The 25259-nt window shown below is 40.2% G+C and carries 20 protein-coding genes and 1 tRNA gene; 9 read left to right on the plus strand and 12 right to left on the minus strand.

All coding sequences use genetic code 11. The annotated features are described in order from the left end of the window. Position 1: 1 nt before the first annotated feature. From M1E96_RS08305 to M1E96_RS08315, 3 genes are all read left to right on the plus strand, one after another. Entirely contained in the window at positions 2-4684 is a 4683-nt protein-coding gene (locus M1E96_RS08305) for a phage tail protein (RefSeq protein ID WP_369427482.1), read from the plus strand. After that, on the plus strand, positions 4681-5793 hold the full coding sequence (locus M1E96_RS08310) for a hypothetical protein (RefSeq protein ID WP_140183269.1): 1113 nt from the start codon (positions 4681-4683) through the stop codon (positions 5791-5793). The genes M1E96_RS08305 and M1E96_RS08310 overlap by 4 nt, the downstream gene beginning before the upstream one ends. 229 nt (positions 5794-6022) lie before the next feature. Continuing rightward, positions 6023-7459 carry a hypothetical protein gene (locus M1E96_RS08315; protein WP_369427483.1) on the plus strand — a complete coding sequence of 479 codons (1437 nt, stop codon included), beginning with the start codon at positions 6023-6025 and terminating at the stop codon, positions 7457-7459. Between the two features lie 105 nt (positions 7460-7564). Here M1E96_RS08315 and M1E96_RS08320 read toward each other — a convergent pair. The 3 genes from M1E96_RS08320 to M1E96_RS08330 all read right to left on the minus strand — a co-directional run bounded on the left by M1E96_RS08320 (position 7565) and on the right by M1E96_RS08330 (position 9676). Continuing rightward, positions 7565-7641, minus strand: a tRNA-Pro gene (locus M1E96_RS08320). A 73-nt stretch (positions 7642-7714) separates the two neighbouring features. Next, complete coding sequence (gene yejM / locus M1E96_RS08325) at positions 7715-9427, minus strand: LPS biosynthesis-modulating metalloenzyme YejM (protein WP_272579996.1); 1713 nt, start codon at positions 9425-9427, stop codon at positions 7715-7717. Positions 9428-9448: 21 nt separating this feature from the next. After that, complete coding sequence (locus M1E96_RS08330) at positions 9449-9676, minus strand: YejL family protein (protein ID WP_070927927.1); 228 nt, start codon at positions 9674-9676, stop codon at positions 9449-9451. A 242-nt stretch (positions 9677-9918) separates the two neighbouring features. Here M1E96_RS08330 and yejK point away from each other — a divergent pair, with 242 nt between their 5' ends. Continuing rightward, positions 9919-10917 (plus strand): nucleoid-associated protein YejK, encoded by a 999-nt coding sequence (gene yejK, locus M1E96_RS08335; RefSeq protein WP_272579997.1) that lies wholly within the window; start codon positions 9919-9921, stop codon positions 10915-10917. Positions 10918-11004: 87 nt separating this feature from the next. Here yejK and rplY read toward each other — a convergent pair whose 3' ends face one another. After that, on the minus strand, positions 11005-11286 hold the full coding sequence (gene rplY, locus M1E96_RS08340) for a 50S ribosomal protein L25 (protein WP_070927890.1): 282 nt from the start codon (positions 11284-11286) through the stop codon (positions 11005-11007). Between the two features lie 391 nt (positions 11287-11677). After that, entirely contained in the window at positions 11678-13438 is a 1761-nt protein-coding gene (locus M1E96_RS08345) for a DEAD/DEAH box helicase (protein WP_369427484.1), read from the minus strand. A 224-nt stretch (positions 13439-13662) separates the two neighbouring features. On the opposite strand from M1E96_RS08345, the gene rsuA reads away from it, so the two are divergent. From rsuA to M1E96_RS08360, 3 genes are all read left to right on the plus strand, one after another. Next, a complete protein-coding gene (rsuA, locus tag M1E96_RS08350) occupies positions 13663-14367 on the plus strand; it encodes a 16S rRNA pseudouridine(516) synthase RsuA (RefSeq protein ID WP_070927894.1) in 705 nt (234 codons plus the stop codon). Positions 14368-14433: 66 nt separating this feature from the next. Continuing rightward, a complete protein-coding gene (locus tag M1E96_RS08355) occupies positions 14434-15621 on the plus strand; it encodes a Bcr/CflA family multidrug efflux MFS transporter (protein ID WP_070927896.1) in 1188 nt (395 codons plus the stop codon). Between the two features lie 658 nt (positions 15622-16279). Further along, positions 16280-16621 (plus strand): hypothetical protein, encoded by a 342-nt coding sequence (locus M1E96_RS08360; protein WP_070927898.1) that lies wholly within the window; start codon positions 16280-16282, stop codon positions 16619-16621. Positions 16622-16708: 87 nt separating this feature from the next. On the opposite strand, the gene mepS is transcribed toward M1E96_RS08360, so the two are convergent. Continuing rightward, positions 16709-17290: a bifunctional murein DD-endopeptidase/murein LD-carboxypeptidase gene (gene mepS, locus M1E96_RS08365; protein WP_070927900.1), complete on the minus strand. Its 582-nt coding sequence runs from the start codon at positions 17288-17290 to the stop codon at positions 16709-16711. Between the two features lie 565 nt (positions 17291-17855). Continuing rightward, a complete protein-coding gene (locus tag M1E96_RS08370) occupies positions 17856-18461 on the minus strand; it encodes a YrbL family protein (protein WP_272580113.1) in 606 nt (201 codons plus the stop codon). 348 nt (positions 18462-18809) lie between these two features. Between M1E96_RS08370 and M1E96_RS08375 the strand changes: the two genes are divergently transcribed. After that, positions 18810-19154 (plus strand): hypothetical protein, encoded by a 345-nt coding sequence (locus tag M1E96_RS08375; protein WP_140178492.1) that lies wholly within the window; start codon positions 18810-18812, stop codon positions 19152-19154. 88 nt (positions 19155-19242) lie between these two features. Here the strand turns inward: M1E96_RS08375 and yeiP are convergent, their stop codons facing one another. The 3 genes from yeiP to M1E96_RS08390 form a co-directional block, all read right to left on the minus strand. Beyond that, on the minus strand, positions 19243-19815 hold the full coding sequence (gene yeiP, locus M1E96_RS08380; protein WP_070927903.1) for an elongation factor P-like protein YeiP: 573 nt from the start codon (positions 19813-19815) through the stop codon (positions 19243-19245). 251 nt (positions 19816-20066) lie between these two features. Continuing rightward, a complete protein-coding gene (gene mtr, locus M1E96_RS08385; RefSeq protein WP_319066554.1) occupies positions 20067-21311 on the minus strand; it encodes a tryptophan permease in 1245 nt (414 codons plus the stop codon). 165 nt (positions 21312-21476) lie between these two features. Continuing rightward, positions 21477-21914, minus strand: coding sequence for an NUDIX hydrolase (locus M1E96_RS08390; RefSeq protein ID WP_337979922.1), 438 nt, complete (start codon positions 21912-21914; stop codon positions 21477-21479). Positions 21915-22125: 211 nt separating this feature from the next. Here M1E96_RS08390 and fruK point away from each other — a divergent pair, with 211 nt between their 5' ends. Continuing rightward, a complete protein-coding gene (gene fruK / locus M1E96_RS08395) occupies positions 22126-23061 on the plus strand; it encodes a 1-phosphofructokinase (RefSeq protein ID WP_140178486.1) in 936 nt (311 codons plus the stop codon). Positions 23062-23101: 40 nt separating this feature from the next. Here fruK and nfo read toward each other — a convergent pair whose 3' ends face one another. Together nfo and M1E96_RS08405 are read right to left on the minus strand one after the other, a co-directional pair. Next, on the minus strand, positions 23102-23944 hold the full coding sequence (nfo, locus tag M1E96_RS08400; protein ID WP_070927905.1) for a deoxyribonuclease IV: 843 nt from the start codon (positions 23942-23944) through the stop codon (positions 23102-23104). 108 nt (positions 23945-24052) lie between these two features. Continuing rightward, positions 24053-25132 (minus strand): YeiH family protein, encoded by a 1080-nt coding sequence (locus M1E96_RS08405; RefSeq protein WP_319066553.1) that lies wholly within the window; start codon positions 25130-25132, stop codon positions 24053-24055. Positions 25133-25259 lie beyond the last annotated feature (127 nt).

A 25259-nucleotide genomic window follows, 5' to 3' on the forward strand; every position in this document is an offset into this window, starting at 1 on the left:
TATGGGTAAGGGTGGCGGCAAGCAGCATACTCCGTATGAAGCGCCAAACGATTTAACATCACGACAAAAGTTATCAATCATTGACCTTGTGAGTGAGGGACCAATTGAAGGGCCGGTCGGTGATTTGCAGGGAGTATTCTTAAATGATACGCCTGTTATTGATCAGTCAGGAAACAGTAACGTTAATGGCATGACGGCTCAATGGGTTTCTGGAACACTGGAGCAGCCACCGTTAGAGGGCTTTGCCTCTTCATCCAGTGAGACCCCTGTGGGGGTAGAGGTGAAAAAAAGCACACCCGTTACTCGCACAATCACATCACGAAATATTGACCGGCTTCGTTTGACGTTTGGAACGCAGGCGCTTGTTGAAGTCAAAGATAACGGGGATCGTGTTGGCACTTCTGTTGAGTTGCAAATTCAAGTGCAACGCAATGGCGCTTGGGTGACAGAAAAAAATGTCACTATCCGAGGGAAAAGAAGTAATTCACCTTATTTGATGGCGGTTGTTATTGATAAATTACCACCGCCGCCATTCGGTGTACGCATAGTCAGGGTCACGGAAGACAGTACAAGCGATAAGCTACAAAACAACACTATGTGGTCAAGTTATACTGAGATCACCGATATCATTCAAACCTATCCCGGCTCCGCAGTCGCAGGTGTCACTTTTGAGAGTGAGCAATTCGGGAACCAATTCCCACGCCGCAACTATCTTGTTAAAGGACGCATTATTCAAGTGCCTGATAATTACGATCCTGAAACGAGAACTTACTCCGGTATTTGGAGTGGCGTTTTTAAACCAGCATACACGAACAATCCGGCGTGGGTGCTATGGGATGTTTTAACTCATCCGCGATATGGGATGGGTAAGCGTCTCAATATTGCTGAAGTTGATAAGTTCGCACTCTATGTCATTGCTCAACATAATGATCAGTTGGTGCCTGACGGCTTTGGCGATAAAGAGCCTCGAGCGACCTGCAATGCTTACATTACCGATTTGCGAAAAGCTTATGATGTTATCAGTGATCTTTGTTCAATGATGCGCATTATGCCGGTATGGAATGGGCAGCAAATGACATTTGTTCAAGATCGCCCGAGTGATACAGTATGGCCGTACACAAATGCCAATGTTATCAATGGTCGATTTAACTACAGTTTTAGCCCATTAAAGGCACGTCATAATATTATTGAAGTGCGGTTTATTGACCCATCCAACGGATGGAAAACCAGTATTGAGCAGGTTTCTGATGATACATTGATTGCCAAATTTGGGCCTAATGTTTTAAGGGTGGATGCGTTTGGTTGTACCAGCCGAGGTCAAGCCCACCGGTATGGCTTATGGATCTTAGCTACGGAAAGATTGGAGTCTCAAACCGTTGATTTTAGTGTTGGCGCTGAAGGCCTGCGGCACTTACCCGGTGATATTATTGAAATTATGGATAATGACTGGGTTTCTGAGCAAGTTGGTGGGCGTTTGCTTGCTATTGATGCTACTCAGAAAATATTCACATTAGACAGAGAAGTGACCCCACCAAAATCTGGTACCGCTATGATCTCGGTAATTAATGGCACAGGAAAGCCGGAGCGCGTTAAAATTACAAGCTTCCTATCCGACAGCCAGATAAAAGTTGAACAAATGCCAAAAGGGGTCAGAGCTAAAGGCATTTGGGCGATAGCGCAACCCAATTTAGCAAGACGGCTATTTAGGGCAATGACCGTTTCTGATAATGGGGATGGCACCTATGCGATCACAGCCGTTCAGCACGCTCCAGAAAAAGAAGCGATTGTTGATCAGGGGGCTAAATTCGAGCCGCTACCTGATACGCCGTTAGGCGGGTATTTACCCCCAGTTGAAAACCTTTCAGTTGAAGTTAGTCCCGATAATGAAAGCTGGCAAGTTGAGGCGCATTGGACGACATCAACTTCTGTGCGTGGTGTTGATTTTTTTCTTAAACTGATCCAAGCCGATCGCATTGTTGGTACTGCGAAAACATCGGATAACTTTTATCGCCTAGGTGGCTTACCACAAGGTAACTATGTTTTGTCAGTGGTACCACAAAACAAAGAAGGGCAAAAGGGGGGGCAATCATCAGTATCATTTGATATTAACCCACCGCCACCGCCGTCTTACATTGATGTTGAGCCGGGCTTTTTTAGCCTAGGGGTTATCCCTCACGTTGGCGGTCAAAATGCCCTGCGCTTGCAATATGAATTTTGGTTTTCCGAGAAGCAGATACAGAATATCAATGATGTTGAGTATCTAGCGGAATACCTCGGTAGCGGTACGATGTGGGTTATTCAAGGAAGAAAGCTTAAAGCTGGCCAGACATATTATGTTTATGTCAGAACTGTAAACTCAGTGGGCAAATCGCAGTTTGTTGAAGCTAGCGGCAAGCCAGAGGATAGGGCTGATGAAATTTTGGAAGTTATCGGCGATAAGTTTCTCAGTACTGAAGCTGGTAAACGAATGGAATCTCAAATTGAAGATATTGCACTCGAACAGCTTGAAATTAAGCATGAGATTGTCGATATCGACAGTAAAACAATTGAACTCGATAACAAGGTATTAAATCTTAATACAGATTTAGCAATCGTTAATGAAACAACATTGCAGAATCAGATCTACGCAACTAACTTGCGATATGAGTTTAAGCGAGAGACAGTCAGAACAGAAGGGAAAATATTCCGACTTGAAGAAGTTAATGCACAACAAGATGCCGCCGCAGCGCGTTTTCAAGAGCAAATTAGTGCTAAAGTGGATTACAACACTTCGGCGATTCTTCGTGTTGAACATGCTCAGGCAACGTTTGAAGAGGCCACAGCAGAGAAAATCAATCAAGTGACAGCTGAAGTTGACAATGCAAAAGGCCGCATTACGACAGTAGAGAAAACCACAGCGACGCTTGAAAAAGTACAGACTGAATTTCAACAATCAACTATTGCTGAATTTGGTGATATCTATGGTGCGATCACGCGCATGGAGATTGCGAACACCAACAAGGAAATCGCCCAAGCCGAAACCGCAATGCAGACGATTGCTAGCTTTAGCAAAATGACTGACCGCTTACGCACCTCCGAAGCCAGTATTTTACGGAATGAAAAAGCGATTGCGACTGCTGATAAAGCGATAGCAGAAACGGGGGTTCAGCTTAAAGCGCATATTGATGATACTGCCGCCAATATCACTGAAATTAAAAAGGTTCAAGTTGAGCAAGATAAGGCGCTTGCGCAAACCCGAGAGCAGCTCACAGCAGATATTAAAGCGGGTGATGATAAACTGAAGGAGGACATTGATAACCAAGGTCGTGAACTGTCTGACGTGAGCAGCGTTGTTGATTCTCAAAAAACGGCTATTGCTAATTTGGAAGAAACGGCAACGGAAACCAAAGAAAATCAGCAAAGTATCTACGAAGAAATGCAGGCCAACTTTGCTCAGGTTCGTAAAACGCAAGCTGACGAAGCATCATCACAAGCAGAGGCAATTTCTCAAACGACTGCAGAAGTCAGTAAAACACGCAAAGACAATCGTAAGATCAAAGCGCAGATTGAACGCAATGAGAAAACGATTGCTGATACACAGCATGCTCAAGCAACGTTGGAGGAAAAGGTTTCTGCGCAATACGATGAAAATGAAGCAGCATTCGTGCGCATTACGGAATCACTCGCTGAGCAAGATAAATCACAGACAAAGCACGTAGAGCAAACTCGTGCAGAGCTTCAAAAAAATATTGATGAACAAGGTCAGCAAATCGGTGAGCAAGGAAAACTTATTGATAAGCAGGGTAAAGATCTTTCTGACATCAGTTCAGCAGTGACCAAAAACACCAATGCGATAGCGGAGGCGAATAAAACAGTTGCCGAAAATGAGGAGAAAACGAGTAGTCGTTTTGATGGCAACGAAGCTGATATTGCGCATATACAGAAAACAGAAGCCGATAAAGAGTCCTCTCAAGCCGAAACGCTCTTACAGCTTGCTGTCCAGAACATGAAGCAAGGCAATGATGCAAGGGTTATTAAGGCCAGTATCATTGAAACCAATAAGTTGATTGCAAACAATGAAAAAGCCCATGCTGAAAAATTTACTCAGTTAAATGCACAGTATGAGCAAAGTAATGCTCGTTTCACTCGTATTGAAAAAACCATTTCGGATAATGAAAAGGCGCAAGCGAGCACAAATGAGGTGATCCAATCTGAAATCAAGGATGCCAAGGCAGCGATTGAAAAACGTGCTGAAACTTCCGTTGATCACAAGGGTAATGCTTCTTCGGTGTTTAGTATCAAGTCCGCTGTCATGTTAAATGGTCAGTATTATGAAGCGCAAATGATGATCGGTGCCACGGTTCAAAATGGCAAAGTAGTCACACAAATTGGTTTTAGCGCGGATACGTTTGGTATCTTCAATCCAAAAAGCGGAAAGTTGGAACCGGTATTTTTCGTTGAGAATGGACAAGTATTTATTAACGATGCGCTTATTAACAAAGCAACAATTGAAAAAATCATTGTTGGCACTGATATGCGCTCAAAAAATTATGTTCCAAATAAAACGGGGTCCCGTATTGATATGGAAAATAGTATTTTTGAATTTAATGGTAAAGCTGATGATTTTTCTACAACGGTAAACAATCAAGGGGTTTACATAAAAAAAGGGGATATCTATTTCGTTGAGCTGGGGGTGTTTAAGTGAGTGAAATTGTAGGCTTAAAGATTGTTGATTTATCAGATGGAAGCGCCTTTGTTTTCAATGAGAACACTGCACCAGGCTCAATTCTTTTTAGTGATTATGTGAATAGCTACAGGTATAACTTAACGCCTGACGGCGGTTGGTTGACATATCAATATACGCTGCCGAATCCAATTCCAACCGGCTATGAGGTCCAGTTTCCCGGGGCTGGTCGAGCGGAGGTTACATTTACGGAATCTGGCGATAGGCGGTATGTCAGCGGTACACAAGATTTATTTAATCTCAATTTGAGCGGAGATCGTAAGCTCACAATAAAAGGATTGAGACAGTCAAGGAATTCAGGTGAACCAAACAATCATGTTCAAGTTTTTGCATACCCCACGATGGAGGCGATGAAAACGCAGGGTAAAGCTGGCTTGAAAATAATGGGTAACAATATATTTTTTAATCCAATACCGTCAACTGGCTATGCTTATGCAATACATCGAAAGAAAATAAGAATTAACGGAATGTTTAGGCCATCAGAAATACACCCTAGCTTAAACATGAATAATGCTGTTTATTTCTTTTATTGTGAAGATGCTAAATCTTATATCACCCATTTTTATGTGCTAAACGACAAGCAAACAACCTACATAGACCATTATTTTGTAAGCAGAAATAGAGGGGATCCAACAACGACAACGCGAACTTCCGCAGATTATTATGTGATAGCGTTTGCTAATCAATCTCCAGCCGATCTTGAGGCAATTGCAGGAAAAGCAGGTTTAAAGCTTCGCGATATGAACGGAAGGACAACATACTGCTCTGCAATGAAAGTGTTAACGCGCCCCTATACAATCCCAGCAAATCAAATCAATGTGAACTCAGGTTACACGATAAAAGATGTTAAAAGGCCAATGTATTGCCCGTCGATTTATGGTGAAACATTTACCAGCAATGGAGGGAGTGCGCAATTCAGGTCATTGAATATTGGCAATTTCAATAGCTCAACGGTGGGTTTATTTGAAGTTAATACATGGGCGGGAAGGGGGTACCATGGTAATTATACAATTGCCAGATCAAGCGCTCCGATTATTATATTAGACGCCGCCGATTATTTTAAATTCTGAGAAAACATAATGAAAAAAATTAAGTATGCGATATTCGCAGGAATAGCCATGCTTATTTCTGCGTGTAATTCGCCATTTCTAATTACTCATGAAGTGTGCGAAGGCTTATTTATTGTGAGGCAATCTAACGCAAGTGAATTTAAGCAACACTATTGCATGAAATAAAAACCAATTCAAAACAAGGCCGCTTAATTGCGGTTTTTTTGTATCTAAATTTCGGAGAATGAATATGTATAACATCGGTACAGTAACAACGACAGCAAATAGTACAAAAATTATGGGTACAGGAACGCGTTGGAAAGATAACACAAACTTAATTTCTGTCGGTCAAGTTATTGTGATCAAAAATGACACATCAGGCTTACCCAATGAAGTCAATACAATTTACTCGATTGAAAGCAACACAGAACTCACACTAGCACTCCCTGTTTCAGCGAAGCTAACAAATGCTAAATACGCAATCTCGACAACAATGATTGATTCCATTTCAGATGGCGTTAATAAAGCGACAGCACAGGTTATCGCCAGTGAGATATTTACAGATATTTTCACCGAATTAATGACCGGAACGGGCACGCTCGATTTTGAGTTACCAAATGGACAGAAAGTTAAGCTACGCACAGAAGCAGAGCGGGATAAGTTGCTCGATGGGAAGTTTGATAAAACGGGTGGGAATTTGCTAGGGCACCTATCAGTTCAAAAGGAGAGCGCTGTGACGCATGAAGGTCACATGATGTCTATGAAGGTAATGGATACGACGAGAGGGCCTCATTTTGTCTCGAAGCGCGGTGCGGATGGTGCATATAGAACTCATGAATTACAAGATAAATCAGGGGCATTAATGCATCTCGGTGATTTTGGGTGGGGGGGATATGCAGATAACAATTGGGTAACAGACGAAAACACTATCTCATCTACGTTAAAACTCAGAACAACGCGTTCTTCATTGTGGAGGAATACACAAACAACGAAATATTCCGTTGGATATTCTGCATGTGCTTATTTTAGAGTCGGCGACTGCTGGTTTAATATTACCGTAGGTCATAGCAACGGAGTCATGACAATTTCGTCTGGAAACGCCGATGGAGAGCGCACGAGTACGGTCTATAGCTCTGCGAACACAACAAAAGACTCAAATGGCAACTTAAAAGCAGCATCGCCAATTGTGAAAGTTTTCGCTGACCACATTGAGCTTAACGAAGAATCAGAAGGCGTTGAAATGGAGCACCTTGGTGTTGGCCATTACCTCATTAAAGGCGTTGTGGGTTTCAATGCAGATGGTGCATGGGGTATCAATAACGGCTTTGTTATTCCGCAGGATCATAACGGTAAAAACATGGTTCTCATTGATTACAACGTCAAACAAGATGGTGATATCGAGCTATTTGTCTTCCATCAGCAAAATGCAGAGATGCCGGAGCGTTTCCAGAACAAGCGCATTAAGCACTTTGATGAAGAAGGTGTGCCTGTTTACTTCGAAAACTACGAACCTTGTGACGTACCTGAGTCTCGCTGGATAGATATGCGTGTCGAAATGCCACCGAACTCTATCTACAATCTTAAACAAGCAGAAGCAGAGCGATTAGCAAAAGAAGCAGCAGAGAAGCAAGCGGAAGAAGAGGCTAAGAAGGCTGAATTGGAAGCGGAGGAAGGCGATGATATATAGTGTAATTGTGTCGTCATTTTACCGTCATTTTACCGCCATTTTACCTTTTTAAAATTTTACCCACAAAAAAACCAACCCTAACAGGTTGGTTTCTCTATAAAAAGTTGGTCGGCATGATAGGATTTGAACCTACGACCCCCGACACCCCATGACGGTGCGCTACCAAGCTGCGCTACATGCCGAACTTTGATTTATACTACTCATTTTGCTTATGAAAGCAAGGCTTCACTTGCTCGACTGATTGATTTTTAAGCGTTAATTTTCATTAAACCGCTTTAGTTCGGTAAAAATTTTCAGTAACTGAGCAAGATCAGGTTTTTGATTTTTAACTTCATTACCTTGCAAATCATAGATGCTAAATTGACCATTTTTGTCCATATAGAGCGTTGCATCATTTGTCGTGATCACCACATCGTTATTGCTGCCTGTAATGACCCAAGGGTACTTGCGGTCAGGACTGAACAAGTCTTCCCCTTGGCTATAATCGTCAGGTGAATTGGACACATGCAGTAAACGTTGCATGATGGTTGTTAGTACATCTTGATGGCTAGTGAGTTTATCAATTTCCTGGCTAGGGGTATTCGGCCAATAGATAAACAAAGGAACTTGCATCTTTTTACGATCAAACTGCTTACCGCTAAACCAATCATCAGCTTCAGACTCGCCATTATAATTTGCAGTGATAACTACAATGGTATTTTTCAAGCGACCATCACGGATCAATGTTTCAACAATTTGGTTGATTTGGTCATTGGTTTGTTTACTGCCGGGTTGTCCTTTGATATTTAAGAAGGAGAACCAAGGTGACTCACTCTTCAACCCGCTTAACCATGCGCTCCATTGTGTGATGGTTTGTGTATCACTATCAGCCGCTTTGGTTGGTAATGAGTAATCCGCTAAAATGGCTTGGCGGAATAATGGAGAATTAAAGCCATCTGTTGAGAAGAGGCCAAATTGATACCCTTGATGCTGCAATGCTTCAATCAGTACAGAAGCATGACGTTCATTAAGGATATTATCGAAATAACTGGCTGAAATACCATAAAATAGGCCGAATAGGGCGCTATCGTTACGTAAACCTGTGGTGTAGTGGTTGGTAAAGTCAGTACTCATCTCTTTAAACGCTTTTAGCGATGACATGTTATTTTGTTGGGTTTTATCACCCAAGTTATCAACCACGACTAGTAGTAAATTATAACCCATGCCTTGATCATAATAGCTAAGCGGTTTCAATGGATACTGAAGTTTTAAAGCGGTAGGGCTACCTTGCTGGAAGACACGGTTTTGATGTTCAGATAAGTCTAATAAGCCATATCTATCCAGCAGTTTTCGAGCCGTCATTGGTTGTGATAGCGGGTAATTATAACGTTGCATGGTAATAGGGCGATAGAAATTAGCATCAGACCATGCATACATAAGGTGCGACATCACAAAGGTGGCAATAAATAGCCCTGCGAGTGGTTTACCAAAGGTTTGTCTATTCAAACTGCGTAGCTTTTGCCAACTCCAAGTTGCAAAAAGCATTTGAATAAGAAAGATGATAGGGATCGCGATAAACATCAATTGCCACTCGCGTGCCATCTCCCCTTTTTCAGGGTTGATCACTAGATCCCAAACCTGTGGCGTCAGGTGTAAACCAAATTGGCTAAAGACTCGAATATCAAAGATTAATAAGGTTGTACCCGCGGTGGCGAGCGCAACACAAATAAGCCTCAGCAGCCGCTGAGACATAACAATAAAGGTCAGTGGAAAAACAATCAGTAAGTAGCAGGCAAAAACGACAAAACTAAAATGGCCAATCCAACTGACGAAGGCAAAAATGCGCCCGGCGAGCGTGTCGGGCCAATCAAAAATAAACAGATAGCTACTACTTAGCCCTAGGCTGAGCAGGATATTAAAAAGTGCAAACCAGTGCCCCCAACTTATCATTTGGGAGACTTTATCACGGTAGCGCTGATGGGTGACCATACTGTTTATTTCGTTAATCGATTAGTGAGACTGATCTTCTTTGACAGAAGACAGTAACGCGTTGGCAAAAGAGTCGGCAATCATTTTACGTTGCGCTGGTGCGACAGATGTATTAAGTAGATTGGTGACCATGTTCCCCAACACCATTAGTGAAAGATCTACTGGAGTATGGTTTTTTTCTAACACGCTGACAAGCTCAGCGAGCAAAGTTTCAACTTTTTCATCACTATAGCGAGATGACTGTGGCATAAATTCTAACATCCTAAATTATTAAAAGCTCACCTATGATAGCGTATAGCGGGATCTTTTTCTTCATTCTTCGCAAGAAATTTATATTTAAGTGAGGATCATGATTATTAAGATTATTTGAGTGAGTATTAGTTCATTGTTAGTGTGTAAAAATGTGCATAAATGACGGTTTAGGTTGCAGATAAATAGCATCAGTGTTTGAATACGCGCGATAATATTTCTGCTTGAACAAGGAGCCTACAATGAGTCTGGAAATTTCCCAGATAGCTTTACATCAGTTGATTAAACGCGATGAACAGACACTTGAAGTGATGCTGCGCGACTCTTTATTGTCAACCGATAACGTTGTGCAAGACATGATGGCAGAATTACACCGTGTATACAGCGCTAAAAGTAAAGCTTTTGGTGAGTTCAATGAAGAAAGCGAATTGGCAGATGCGCTGAGATTATTACGCAAAGGTGAAGAAGAATTCCTTGGCTTCAGTCGTGCGATGACTGTACGTTTAAAAGATGAACTTGCTAAATATCCTTTCGCAGAAGGGGGCGTGGTTCTATTTTGCCAATATCGTTATCTGGCGGTTGAGTATTTATTGATTGCTGTTTTAAGTAGTTGTGACAGCATGTTTGTTACCGACAATCTTGACCTATCGACCACGCATTACCTTGATATCCCTCATGCTGATATCGTGGCACGTATCGATTTGACTGAGTGGGAAACCAATCCTGAATCATCGCGTTATCTTACTTTTTTAAAAGGGCGAGTAGGGCGTAAAGTTTCTGATTTCTTTATGGATTTCTTGGCAGCATCGGAAGGATTAAACGCTAAAGTACAAAATAAAGGTTTAGTGCAAGCGTTAGATGACTTTTGTGATAATGCGCAAATGGATAAAAATACCCGCCAAGCTTATCGCCAACAAGTGCATAATTACTGTACAGAGCAATTGCAGTCAGGTGAGGAAATTGAGCTGCAAGCGCTATCTAAAGAACTTCCTATTGTTGAAGAACAGTCTTTCGGTGACTTCGCGCGTCAAAATGATTATCAACTTGAGGAAAGTTTTCCGGCCGATAGGGGAACACTGAAGCAACTGACGAAGTTTTCGGGCAGTGGTGGTGGGATCACGATAAGTTTTGATGCGATGTTAATGGGGGAGCGTATTTTTTGGGATCCGGTGACGGATACTTTGACAATTCGAGGCACTCCACCTAACTTACGCGATCAACTGCAACGTCGCAGCAAGTAATATGTTACTAGAAATAAATAACGCCGCAATTGCGGCGTTATTTACTCGGCGTCCCGAAAATTTCTAAAGCTCGGCTTGTGGCTTTAATTAAACGCGCAGGAAGTCAATGTGCGTCACTTTTGGCTTGAACGGGTGACGTTGAACTGCCTGAACTTTGACTTTAGTTTCTTTACCATCGATAACCAGGTTCAGAACTTCGTAAAATTCTGCTTTACCTTCTTGGTTAATGACTTCATCGTGGTTCAGAGTTACAGAGATAGGCTCTTGATTACCACCGTAAACGATAGCTGGGAACTGGTTAGCTCTGCGCAGGCGGCGGCTCGCACCCTTACCCTGCTCTGTACGTGCAATTGCATTGATAGTTAACATTACTATTTCTCTATACAAGAAAAAATAAAATCCTGCTACAGGCGACCCAGCAGCAGGTTCGATATTTGGCTTCGTGACATAAAGTCGCTATTGCGAAAACACTGAAGCGGGCAGCATTTTAACTAAAAACCGTGGTTACAGCAATCATAATCTAACCAATATTGGGGACTGCGGATTTTTGTCGCGAATTTTTACGGCGCAAAAGAGACTAAGAAACGGTGTAAAAGATAGATTTATGTCTTAATAAATTTAGAACATGATTATTTGCGTGAAGCATTGTGATTGGATCTTGTACTATAGATTGAATGACAGCACGTTTTACTCATTTTATCGCTAGGTTAAGAGAACATACCCTTAATTCGAAATCAGGGACATCGAAAGTCAATCGCTCTTACGAATAGAGTTGGTCAGCGATGCGAAAGCGCCCTTGATAATCGAATATTTTTTGACGGATCTCCCAATAGCTCTCTTTTTTTCTTGCGACAATAAATTGTGGGTAACGTAATAAAACTTGTTGCGTAATGATGTCATTAGCCGTTGTCCATTTAAACGGAACACCGGGAGCTAGCAAGTGTTCACGTAAAAAATGGTGTTCAAAAGCACGTCGTTGGGCTGGGGTATGTAAGCGAAAACGTTCTGAAACAGAGGTACCATCTTCATCATAATAGCTAATTTTCAACCATTCACCTTTATTATCAGTCCCAGTTGTTAGTGCCATGCCACCACAGCGTATGATTAATGCATCTTTGAGTTTTAATGCTGCCTTCAACATATCATCAGGATCGGATAACACTTCATCACATTTTTGGCAGCGACGTGCGGCGATATCATTTTCTGCACCGCAATGTGGACATTGTTTAAAACGAAAACGAAACTCACATTGTTGTTTTTCGCCACGTTCGTTTTCCTCCCAGCCTTGGCATCGACGGCCATAGTGCTCAATGATATGACCATCTTCAGTGCATTTACCCCAGAAAGTATTGGCAAATTGACAAAGAGGACAAAAAACCTGAACGGGGACACTACTCGAATTTGGTTTGCTGGAGCCGACTTCAGGGCGAAACAAATCATGTGGATTGCCTGCATAATCTAAAATCAAACATTCATGTTTATTAGGCGAAAGGCGTAGCCCTCGACCAACAATCTGTTGATATAAACTGACGGATTCAGTTGGACGTAAAATAGCGATCACATCGACATGCGGCGCATCAAAACCAGTGGTAAGCACAGAAACGTTAACTAAAAAGTGCAATTGTTTATTTTTAAATTGCTGAATAATCGCTTCACGTTCAGCAGCAGGGGTATCTGCCGTGACTAAAGCGGCTGTTTCTTGAGGCAAATAACCTAAAATTTCCTTCGCATGTTCAACTGTTGCGGCGAAAATCATGCAACCTTGGCGCGGTAAAGCATACTCAACAATTTGCGCGACAATTGTTGGGGTAATACGTTTTTGTTTTTTAATTGATAGGTTTAATTCATGCTGATTAAAAATACCGGATGAACTGAGTGACACTTGGCTAAAATCATACTGTAGAACTGGCATGTCAAGACGCTCAGGAGGAACTAAAAAATGATTTTTGATCATGTAATGTAATGGTAACTCATAAATACACTCACGAAAAAAGCATGAGTCATCGCCTTTAACCATTCCATGATAATGGTATTGGTATATCCAACCTGATCCGAGGCGATAGGGTGTTGCCGTTAAACCAAGTACTTTTAAGGTTGAATTGTATTGACTTAATCGATTGATAACTTGTTGATATTGGCTTTTTTCATTCACGCTAATACGATGACATTCATCAATGATGACCAGTGAAAAGTTATCATTAAAGTTATCAAGATTACGAGCAACAGATTGTACACTGCCAAAGACAACTTTATTGTGTGACTCTTTACGATTTAACCCAGCAGCAAAAATATCGGCTTCAAGGCCATAGGCAAGGTACTTAGCATGATTTTGCTCAACAAGTTCTTTGACGTGAGCTAAAACCAGCACACGACCTCGTGCTAGTCGTGCAAGTTCAGCGATGACTAAACTTTTTCCCGCACCAGTGGGAAGGACAATAACCGCAGGATCACGATGCTGACGAAAATAGCGTATTGTTGAATCGACAGCTTCTTGTTGGTATGGACGAAGTTGGAAAGGCATATTATTCAGTATTATTTAAAAATAGAGCATAGCTAAATGTAAAATTTAAGTTAACACAACGAGTTGAGCTAAAAACAGGACTTAGCTGTGTGACGCTATCACTTATAGTTCGTTATTGATATAATAAAAGATGTGAACATAATCACAATAACCTTTCAATTTTATTTCTAACAGCTTGGATGGCATATACACCAAGTTGCTATTCCATCAAATTAAGAGAATTTATGCGACTGGATAAGTTTTTGTCCCAGCAATTAGGGATCAGCCGGAGTCTAGTGGCGCGTGAGCTACGCGCAGGGAAAGTGACTGTTGACGACGAAATAGTTAAATCGGGATCATTACAAGTGAGTTCTGAACAATCGGTAGCTTATGATGGAGTGGTGTTAACGCATGTCACAGGTCCTCGTTATTTTATGTTGCATAAGCCGCAAGGCTATATTTGCTCAACAGATGACCCAACGCACCCGACCATTCTCTATTTTATTGATGAACCATTGGCTGATAAATTACATTCAGCGGGACGCCTTGATATTGACACCACAGGATTGGTATTACTTACCGATGATGGGCAGTGGTCACACCGAATTACTTCACCTAAGCATCATTGTGAGAAAACATATCGCGTTGAATTAGAAAATGATATTGCTGATGACGTTGCACAACGGTTCGAGACAGGTGTGATGCTAAATGGGGAAAAATATCCGACTAAACCTGCTCAATTAGAAATTATCACCCCAAAAGAAGTACGACTGACAATCAGCGAAGGGCGCTATCACCAAGTAAAACGTATGTTTGCAGCGGTTGGTAACCATGTATGTGGTCTTCACCGTGAAAGAATAGGGGAAATTTGGTTAGATCCACAGCTTTCTCCGGGTGAATACCGTGAATTGACTGCTGAAGAAATTAACAGTATTGCAGTACCACGCTAAATATAGCGTAAGGGTAAGTCGTATGTAGCTGATATCGCTATGTAGTAAGGTATAGGAGTCTAACGAGTGCAACAACAAAAATCATCCTATTTAGGGTTGATATTAATACTTGGTTTATTATCAATGCTGATGCCATTAGCTATTGATATGTATCTGCCAAGCTTCCTTGCTATGGGTGAGTATTTCGGTGTCGATGAAGGCCGCATCCAAATGACACTGAATAGCTATATTTTTGGTTTTGCTATTGGCCAGCTATTTTATGGTCCAATGGCTGATAGCATCGGTCGCAAACCTGTCATCTTAGGTGGCGTTATTGTGTTTGCAATTGCTTCGGCGGCGTGCGCGTTAACTGAGTCAATCGAGTCCTTGATTTGGTTTCGTTTTTTACATGGATTTGCAGCTGCTGCGGCAAGTGTGGTGATCAACGCTTTAATGCGAGATATGTTCACGCGTGATGAATTTTCACGCAGTATGTCTTTCGTGGTATTAGTGATGACCATTGCTCCTTTATTAGCGCCTATTTTAGGCGGTGAAATGATGCGTTGGTTCTCATGGCACGCTATCTTCTGGAGCATTAGTATCGCGGCGGTGATTGCGGTTGTTTTAGTCAGTTTATTTATTCGAGAGACGCTTCCCGTTGAAAAACGCCAACCTTTTCATTTAGGGACCACGTTAAGGCAATTTGCAACCTTATTTCGTGCCAAGCAGGTGTTGTTTTATATCTTAGCCAGCTCATTTTCATTCGCAGGCATGTTTTCATTTTTAAACGCGGGTCCATTTGTTTATATCGACCTAAATGGGGTATCCCCACAGGACTTTGGCTACTTCTTTGGCATTAATATTATTTTCTTATTTATTATGACCACGTTTAATGGTCGTTATGTAAGGCGATTTGGTGCAGAGCGTTTGCTTTATTTAGGTATTATTGTCCAATTTACCATGGGAATTTGGTTGTTAGTGACGACGGCACTAGGCGTTGGCTTTTGGGCATTGGTCTTAGGTGTTGCTATTTATGTCAGTGGTATTGCGATGATCACATCCAATGCAATGGCGGTGATTTTAGACAATTATCCACATATAGCAGGTACCGTTTCATCTTTGGCGGGAACGATCCGTTTTTCAATAGGAGCGTTGGTTGGGACGTTGTTATCGATGATCCCTGCTAAGTCAGCATGGCCAATGGTTGGCTCTATGGTGGCGTGTGTTGCGTTCTCTATGCTATTTGTTGTTCTAGCTAAGCGTATAAAGAAATAGAATTGGTATTTATGTTTCATGGATGAAACATCTCCCTCCTGTTTTCATTTCAGTCAGTCACCATATTTATTCTAATAGTGTTAAGTAAAAATCAACTACTCGGCAAAACCGAATTTATATTCAGTAAAAATAGAATTCCAGTATAAAAATGATCTAAATCAATTATCAATTGATGAATATTTGTTAAATTTCTGTGTTGAGCTAAGCTATTTAGTAGTTAGTCATTAAAAGATAAATTTAATGACTATTGTTCAAAATTAGGCGGTTTATTATTGAAAATCGTTTAATAATGTAAAAAAAATGACTAATTATTAGTGCTGGTGTTGAGTTTTGAGATCAAAAAAAATTTAAAATTTAACACTTGAAGTAAAGAAATAAGCATGCAATGATTTATGTCACAAAAATTTAACGACATGAATAATATTTAATGTTATATTTAGGTATGGTTTTTAACAATCACGTTACTTTTTGTGATTGTAGCGAATTCGGTTTGAACGAGGTTTATAGTCCTTACCAACCTCTACGATGAAAGTAGAGAAGGGAGAATAAAAAAGCGAAAATTTGCTAACTAATAGCAGATGACACTATAGCGCTTTTGTTTGGTAAGTAATTTAGTTCAACGAACAATATAATGGTTAGGTAGCAATAGGATATTGTTGTGGAAAAATCAGGTCTTTCGGTAGTGCACAGGCTGCCGCAAAGTTACCGCTGGTTATCAGGAAAGATAGGAACTCATGTTGAGGTGGTGCCTACTAATGATTTCGCTAGCGATAAACTTGTGGGGCTGAAATTACTCAGTCATGACTGTGCAACAGATTGTATTGCAATGAAGCAATTGTCAGAGTCGTTATCTGATTTGCAGATTGAAAGTGCAATTTTAGAATGGCAGAAAGAAATTTGTCTCTTTATTCATGCCAGTGATGAGCATGCTGCGATGTGTCGCTTAAAAGCCTCTGGTGTTGCTATTGCAGAATTGGAATCAGGTTTTTATTCATCGTAATAACTAATCTGAATATAATAAAAAAGCTTCCAGTTTATTCAACTTGGAAGCTTTTTTATTGGCAAGGAATTTAGCTGTTTTTAATGATTACGAACCATTGATAATACGGCGACCTGCATAGTATCGTTTGTTCCAATACTCGTTGGTCATTTCTGAAACGATCACGCCACTGCTGGTGGATGCATGGACAAATTTATTATCGCCAATATAGATACCAACGTGTTTCATACGGCGACCTGTTTTAAATAAAACCAAATCACCGGCTTTTAAACTATTGCGGCTAACGCTTTTACCGGAGGACTCTTGCTCCGAAGTCGTGCGTGGTAAAGCAACGCCAAATTGTTCGATGAATGTGCGTTGCACAAAACTTGAACAGTCAACACCGCTTTTAGTTGTTCCACCTAAACGATAACTTACACCTTTCCAATTCGCATATTGATCCATGATTTTAGACTTGGTATCAACACTTTGAACTAATTGCTCAAATTCGTCTTGAGAGGCCATTGCTAAAGAATCAGATGAATTATTTAACATGCGAGATTCAGAATGAGTAGTACGTTGAGCATTCTTTGAAGAATTAGGGGTAGTACAAGCTGAGAGTGTCGCGGCAATCGCTATTGCTGGTATAATGCGCAAAATGTTGCGCTTAAATTTTTCAGATGTTGCCATTATTCTTAATGTCCCTTGCCTTTTTTGTACTGTGTTTTATCCACACAATAAACGTAAACTTATCCCTGTGAAAAACGCATTTTCTGAAATGCTACTGTGGTTTTTCACAGAAAGTGTTTAATACAGAACAGCTAAATTTTGTATATGAGTAAAACCAGATAGAGAGTTGCATTAGACGCAAATCAGTTATGTGAACATAACCACAACCTGTTAGAAACTCATCGTTAGAGTTTGGCAGTTGCATACTTATTTCACCAAACATAAAGAGCATACATAAACAGAACTGAAATGGCGAGTTAATCAGGTCATAATTTACAAAACATTATATTAAATACTGATAAAAATCGCGGTTTGAGAGTTTTTTGTTAAAAAAATAGCGATTTGAGTGTAGTGCTTGCAAATAATACAGTTAAAATAACGATCTAGATCACATTTTGATTAAGGTAGTTTTGCCTTATTTCTGTCAGGTTTATATTCCAACCCCATAATTGTAAAGAAGTTTAAATTTCTTATAAAAAATAACCACAATCATAGTCGTTAACCGCAGTATTTTGTATTGCTTTGATTAATCCTTTGACTCAACAGATTGCATTGTGGAAAGTTTGACATGATATTCTCTCATCATACGCTGTTCGAAGTCGGTAAATCGACGAGTGAGGGTGGTTCTAGCTAGTGTTGACGAGTAATAGTCAATAGGGATTAAATTAGCGCAGCCAAGGTTATCGATGATAAAAAATTGTCCGTGAGGTTTATAGCCTAATTGATAGACGATGTTATAGGGTTTTAACGTCATAGTGACAATCGCATCTTTATAAACTGTTTTTTTAAAAAGTTCATAGGCAATTTTCATGCTTTTTTGATGTTTTAAAAAAGAATGTTTATTTTTTAAATAATAGTCGAGTGTATTTGCCACATTTCCTGTTTTATCTTTGATTAACTGAAAGACATACCCAGTACCAAGATTAGTTTCTTGCGTACCATAATAATGAGCGATGGCGTTTATTGATGATGTGTTTCGGTAAATTCTTTTATAGTACTTTACTTCGCGTATTGTTTCACGATCGTCTTTATTAGGGTGGTGTACTTTGATACAGAGACCATCATGTTCTGGATGTTGATAACACGCACGATGGCGGCCACTTGCTATCATTAAAGAAGGTGATAGAACAATTTTTTTGCGAGTAAACTTTTCATATTAACTAGTGAAATAAGTGTAAATTAAGTGAATGAAAGTAAAGAAGATTTTTTTATTCTTAAATACCAAGGCTAATTTTAATAGAAAATGAAAAAATAAAATTGCAAAATGTGTGGTTATTATTTTTTTGTGATTAATATCACTAATTTTACTTCAGTCTTTAGATTTAGAGAAAAATAAAAAACTGCGGCCATTAGTTAAATATCATTCTATTCGTTCGAATTAAGATCCTCGTCATCAGGTAATAGATAATAAAAAACTATTCCTAATATAAATAAATTATACCAAATGACGATAACCTAATTTTAAGCGGATACTTTTTTCATGAAACTTACAGCAAATAAACCTTCTTTAATGACTTTATTGTTTGTCATCACGTTAAGCTATTTCATCACTTATACAGCCCATGCCGAAAAGCGAAATGTTATCGGTAGTGCCACTATTACATTTGTGGGGGCAATCGTAGTACCTCCATGCCAAGTTGGTACTATGGGAGACAAAATTGAAACAACTTGCTGGAGTGATCGAGGCAAAGTAGAAACGGTAAAAACGTCATTCAAAAAATTAAAAACAGGAACGCATGAACTACCAAACCATAAAGGCACACAAAGTTTTAAATGGATAGATCAAGATAAAAAATTAGGTATGTATACGCTGGATTATAATTAATTTGAGTTGTCAGTTGTTTAATTTCATTGTGTGAGTGGTTAAGAAAAGGCCTATGGGCAGATGCCCATAGGTGATTGTTATACTGATTTTATTCGCAGCGGCCCATAAAACGGCGTTCAGGGATATGAATACGAATTTTTTCACCGCTAGTTAAGTACTCAGGAACTTGTACTGTTAAACCGGTTGCCATAGTTGCAGGCTTAGTACGCGCACTTGCGGAAGCACCTTTGATAGCTGGCGTTGTTTCAACGATAACCATATCAACCGTTTGTGGTAATTCGAGAGCTAATACTTGCCCATCCATTGTCAGAACTTGCATTCCAGGTAAGCCTTCTTCTGGAATGAATAATAATTCCTCTTCAATATCTGCATGTTTAAATAGGTATGGTGTATAGTCTTCGTTATCCATAAACACGTATTCGTCACCATCAATGTAAGAAAAACTCACACCACGGCGAGTTAAGGAGATGGTTTCTAAGATATCATCTCCTTTAAAACGTTCCTCAACTTTTTGACCTGTTTTTATATCCGTAAAACGCATTTTGTATAAAGTGCTGGCACCACGTGCACTTGGTGATTGAATATCGATATCTTTAACCAGCAGCAGTTTGCCATTGTAATTGACTGCAAACCCACGTTTGATTTCATTGGCCTTTGCCATAAATAACCTTCTTTAGAATTGTCAAAAAAGAGTGCGACAAAAGTACTCGCAGATAGGCGATTAGGCAAGATACTAAGCCTATTTTTTAGTAAAAAAAACGACAGTTATCGATAAACATAATATCTTTTAAGATTGCCGTTAAGTAGAGGGATATCAACGAGAAAAATTTAAGCATCAATTTCAAAGAAGAGTATAAGATAAAATTGAGGTTAACCCCTCTCGCTAGCAGGCAAGGAGAGGGGAAACATTATTTAATAAATAGGTAATAAACCTAGCAAAGAAAGAATGTGGGCGACAGCATTAATAACACCAAAGAGGATCACAAACCAAATCACACCCATACCACCGGGAGCTTTATAACTGTTTTTAGGGAAACGTTTACGGCTCGCCCTTGCCATCAGAGCAGGAATAATCACTGCCCAAACTGTAGCAGCTAGTCCCGCAAAACCAATTGCATAAATAAAGCCATTTGGGAAAACCAAAGCGAACACAGTGGGTGGTAAGAAAGTAATTAAGGCTGATTTTAAACGGCCTTGCTGGTTATCATTAAACTTAAAGAAATCAGCAATAAAATCAAATAAACCTAAAGATACACCTAAGAATGAGCTTGCAAGGGCCATATAGGAAAATAGCGTTAGAAATTGCGAAATAAAGCTACTGTTGGTGGATAAGTTCATTTGATTCAGTAGAGCACCAATATTGTTGCCTTCTTCGCGAATTTGTACGAAAGCAGAACGAGGGATGTTCCCTTGGATCGCATACTGCCACAAAATATAAATAGCAACAGTAATGATCGCACCATAAACCAAACTTAGAACGACTGAGCGGCTGTTTTTATTGTAGTACTTCACTAAACCAGGAACATTACCATGATAACCAAAGGATGTTAGCAAATAAGGTAGAGCGGCAAGCGCATAAGGTAAATAATGTGTATCACCATTCTCTACTTGGTTAAATAAAATAGATGGTGATGCTGTTGTTACCATACCGCCAATTGACATCACAAAAGTGATGACCATACCACCAATCAAAATGGTGCTTAAACGATCAACGGCTCTGGTTGATAACCATACAAAGAAAGCGACTATCAATGCGAAAACAAGTCCGGAGATAGCTTGTGGCATTTCCATATAGTCGGATAAGTTGCTAGAGATAATCGAGCTACCCGCGGAGATATAAGCATAGGTGAGAATATACAGTACAAAAGTAATCGATAAACCGTTTATAGAGTTCCACACGGGGCCTAATAAGTCTTTGACCATCGTATGGAAACTTGCCCCTGCTGGATAGTTCATATTGGCTTCTAAAATCATCAAGCCAGAGAGTAACATGCAAGCAAAAGTATAAATTAAAAGGACAATAGATCCTGTAAACCAGACACCAGAGGTAACCATGGGTATTGAAAACATACCAGCACCTACAGCGGTACCAGCGATGATCATTGCGCCTCCTAGAATGGAGGGCTGTTTAATTGTTTTTGCTGTATCAACAGACATGGAAACTCCCGAGTAATGTTTCTTTGTACTAGCTTGATGATACATGCAGTGTATATTAATGTAAACAATAAATAATGAATAAAAAGGCAATTTTGATAGTAAATATAATGAGTTGGCCATTTATTGTACAAACACGGATTTGGCATTTGTACAATAATGCAGGCGTTAAGCGGGATGGTGATAAAATCGGTGATTAAGCCAAAGATCAATAGCATTGTGACTTGCTTCAAAGTGAGGTTCAGGAAGCTCATGAGGGGAAACCCACATTAAACTTTCACATTTGTCTTGCTCCATAATCTGAGGTTGTTTATCACCACGATATTCCACATGCATACAGATGGAAACCGTATGTTTACCTTCTTGGCGGTAAGTGTTGACATTATTGCTAATGCCAAAAACGGTAGGAGCTGAGATATCAATACCAATTTCTTCTTTTATTTCTCGAATAGCGCAATCTTCAAAAGATTCCCCAGCATCGACATGTCCACCAAAAATCGACCAGTAAGGAGCATGCTGACTACTGCGTTTACCCATTAAAATTTGACCTTGCGGATTGGTAATAATCACACCAACGCCCACAACAACATGATCAATATTAGACATAAGTTTTTCTTCTTTCTGTTTTTTCGGTGGTGACATTTTGCCAGCTCATTATGAAAAAACAATCAGGAAAAACAGCAAATATCGCTGAAGCCATTGTGTTTTAATGGTATAAGTAGGGCAAAACATCTTGCTATACTCAGATACTTTCAGTGACTATGCTCCAAGTGTTCTAGAGTATAAATGACTATAACGATAAGGGAGATCCGAGGTTATGACTCGCCGAGTTGCTACAATTACATTAAATCCTGCCTATGATCTGGTTGGGCTATGTCCATCAATCGAAGTCGGTGAAGTCAACTTAGTGAAGACTGCTAGCCTCAATGCCGGAGGCAAAGGTGTTAATGTTGCAAAAGTATTACGTGATTTGGGAATAGATATCACGGTAAGTGGCTTCATGGGAAAAGATAACCAAGAAGAGTTCCAACACTTTTTTAGTGATAATGGTATGGCAAACCGTTTTTGTATGGTTCCGGGGCGTACTAGGATCAACGTTAAGCTTACCGAAAATAACGGTGAGTCAACTGATTTCAATTTTTCAGGGTTTGATGTCAGTAAAGAAGACTGGAACCGTTTTGCCACAGAATCGCTGAATTGGCTAGGTCATTTTGACATGGTCGTTGTTAGCGGAAGTTTGCCAAATGGGATCGAACCTGAAGAATTCACCCGCTGGATGACTCGGCTGCGCCAATTATGCCCATGTATTATTTTTGATAGCAGCCGTGAAGCCCTTAAAGCGGGACTAAAAGCGTCGCCTTGGTTAGTGAAACCTAATCGTTATGAATTAGAGATGTGGGTGGGGCGTAAATTACCTGAACTCAAAGACGTTATTGAAGCGGCACACGAGCTGCGTGATAAAGGCATTTCTCATGTGGTGATATCTCTTGGTGAAGACGGCGCACTGTGGGTGAATGCATCAGGCTCTTGGTTAGCGAAACCTCCCCATTGTGAAGTGATTAGCACTGTGGGAGCTGGTGACTCTATGGTTGCAGGGTTGGCTTACGGGTTACTAAACGGTGAATCAAGCGCACATACACTGCGTATGGCGACGGCGATATCAGCGCTATCCGTTTCTCAACCTGATGTTGGGTTAAAGAATCGTAATAAATTAGCGGATATGATGGCTAAAATTGAGATGGAATCGTTGTAAAGTGTGTTGAAGGCGGCTAATGCCGCCTTTGATTTATTCTTTAATTCTGCTGTGATTTTAACCAAGCAATTTCTTGCGGCCAAATATCTGGATTGATCGTCTCTAATATTAATGGGATCCCATCGAAACGTGAGTCTTTCATGATATAGCTAAAAGGCGTGTAGCCAATATTACCTTCGCCAAGACTATGGTGGCGGTCAACACGGCTAGCAAATTCACTTTTTGCATCATTTAAATGCATGCCTTTGAGGTATTTGAAACCAACAATATCAGAAAACTGTTTAAATGTTTCTTCACAGGTTTCTTCTGTGCGTAAATCATAGCCTGCGGCAAAAGCATGGCAAGTATCAATACATACACCCACACGGCTCTTATCATCAACGTTTTCAATGATCCTAGCCAAATGTTCGAAACGGTACCCTAAATTAGAACCTTGCCCAGCGGTATTTTCAATCACCGCGATAACACCTTTTGTTTCATTTAAGGCAATATTGATAGATTCGGCGATACGCAACAAGCAGTCATCGACATCAATTTTTTTTAGGTGGCTGCCCGGGTGGAAATTGAGTAAATCAATCCCTAATTGTTCACAACGTTGCATTTCATCAATAAAAGCCACTCGTGATTTTTCGAGCGCTTCCATTTCTGGATGCCCTAAATTAATTAAATAGCTGTCGTGAGGTAAAATTTGATGTTTACCGTAACCATATTTAGCACAGTTTGCTTTAAATTTTTCAATCACTTCTTCGCTCAGTGGTGCGGCTTTCCACTGACGCTGATTTTTAGTGAATAACGCAAATGCCGTGGCATTAATTTCATGAGCGCGAATGACTGCCTGATCAACGCCACCAGAGGCGCTAACGTGTGCTCCAACATATTTCATTATTGACTCCTTTTTTGTGAAGTATGCCATTAATAGACCAATAAATGAAATACACAAAAAAAGCCGCTTCACTCAAAGCGGCCAATCATAAATTAAAGTGAAAAAATATTATAAGAAGAGTTGAATAAGTGCATTAATTGCAAAACCACCAACGATTAACCATGCAAACAAAATAAGTGCCATTAATATTGGTTTAATACCTGCTTGGCGGATTGCGCTGGCATGAGTCGTGAGGCCGAGTGCAACCATTGCCATTGCCAGTAAAATGGTATCAAGGGTAATAATATATTGCACTAAAACGGTTGGCAGTAGATTAAAAGAGTTGAATCCTGCGACTAAGATAAAAATGACGGCAAACCAAGGAATAGTGATTTTGCTTTTTTCTGTATTTGAGCCTTTAATTGCGGTACTGCGGCGGCTTAAATAAGCTGACAAGATAATAAGAAATGGCGCTAACATCATCACGCGGATCATTTTTGTGATCACAGAAGCATTCTCTGCTTCAGGGCCGATGGTATGACCGATAGCAACTACTTGGGCAACTTCATGCACTGTTGAGCCAACGTAGATACCGAAAGTATCTTGTGTTTGAGTGAACCAGCCGAAATGGGCATTCAGCTGGTATAGCCATGGGTAAACAAAAATCGCGATAGTACCAAAGATAACCACGGTGGAAACTGCGACGGCGACTTTGCTCGCCGATGCTTTTACGACTGGCTCTGTGGCCATTACGGCAGCAGCACCACATATGCTACTACCTGCACCGATCAAAAAGGTTGTCTCATCATCTAAACCAAAGACTTTTTTCCCCAACCAAAAAGCCAGTAAAAAAGTTGAAGCTAATGTTAATGCATCAATCAATAGACCTGTAGCGCCGACATCCGTGATTTGTTGAAATGTGAGTCGAAAACCATAAAGAATGATCCCTGCACGTAAAAAATAGTGTTTTGCAAATTTGATCCCATCATCGCAGCGGCTACTGACAACAGGATAGATGGTGTTACCGACGATAATTCCTAATAAGATGGCGAGGGTAAGTGCGCCTAAGCCTATCTCAATAAACCATTGTTGTTCCCCTAAATACATCGAAATTGCCGTTAATATACCGGCTAAAATCACACCAGGAATGAGTTTTAATGCAGGATGGCTGGTGTGTTGAACGAGTGTTTTGGTATTGCTTTTATCCATAATCGTACCTTTAGTTACTGCTGATACCTGCTTGTTAAACGGATCATACAGGGCATAGATAATTTTGGAATAAGCATATAACAAAATCTTTAATAATTTAAATTGATTGTTTTGGTATAATCAATTA

The organism is Providencia sp. PROV236 (assembly GCF_033676985.1).
GTDB classification, from domain to species: Bacteria; Pseudomonadota; Gammaproteobacteria; order Enterobacterales; family Enterobacteriaceae; genus Providencia; species Providencia manganoxydans.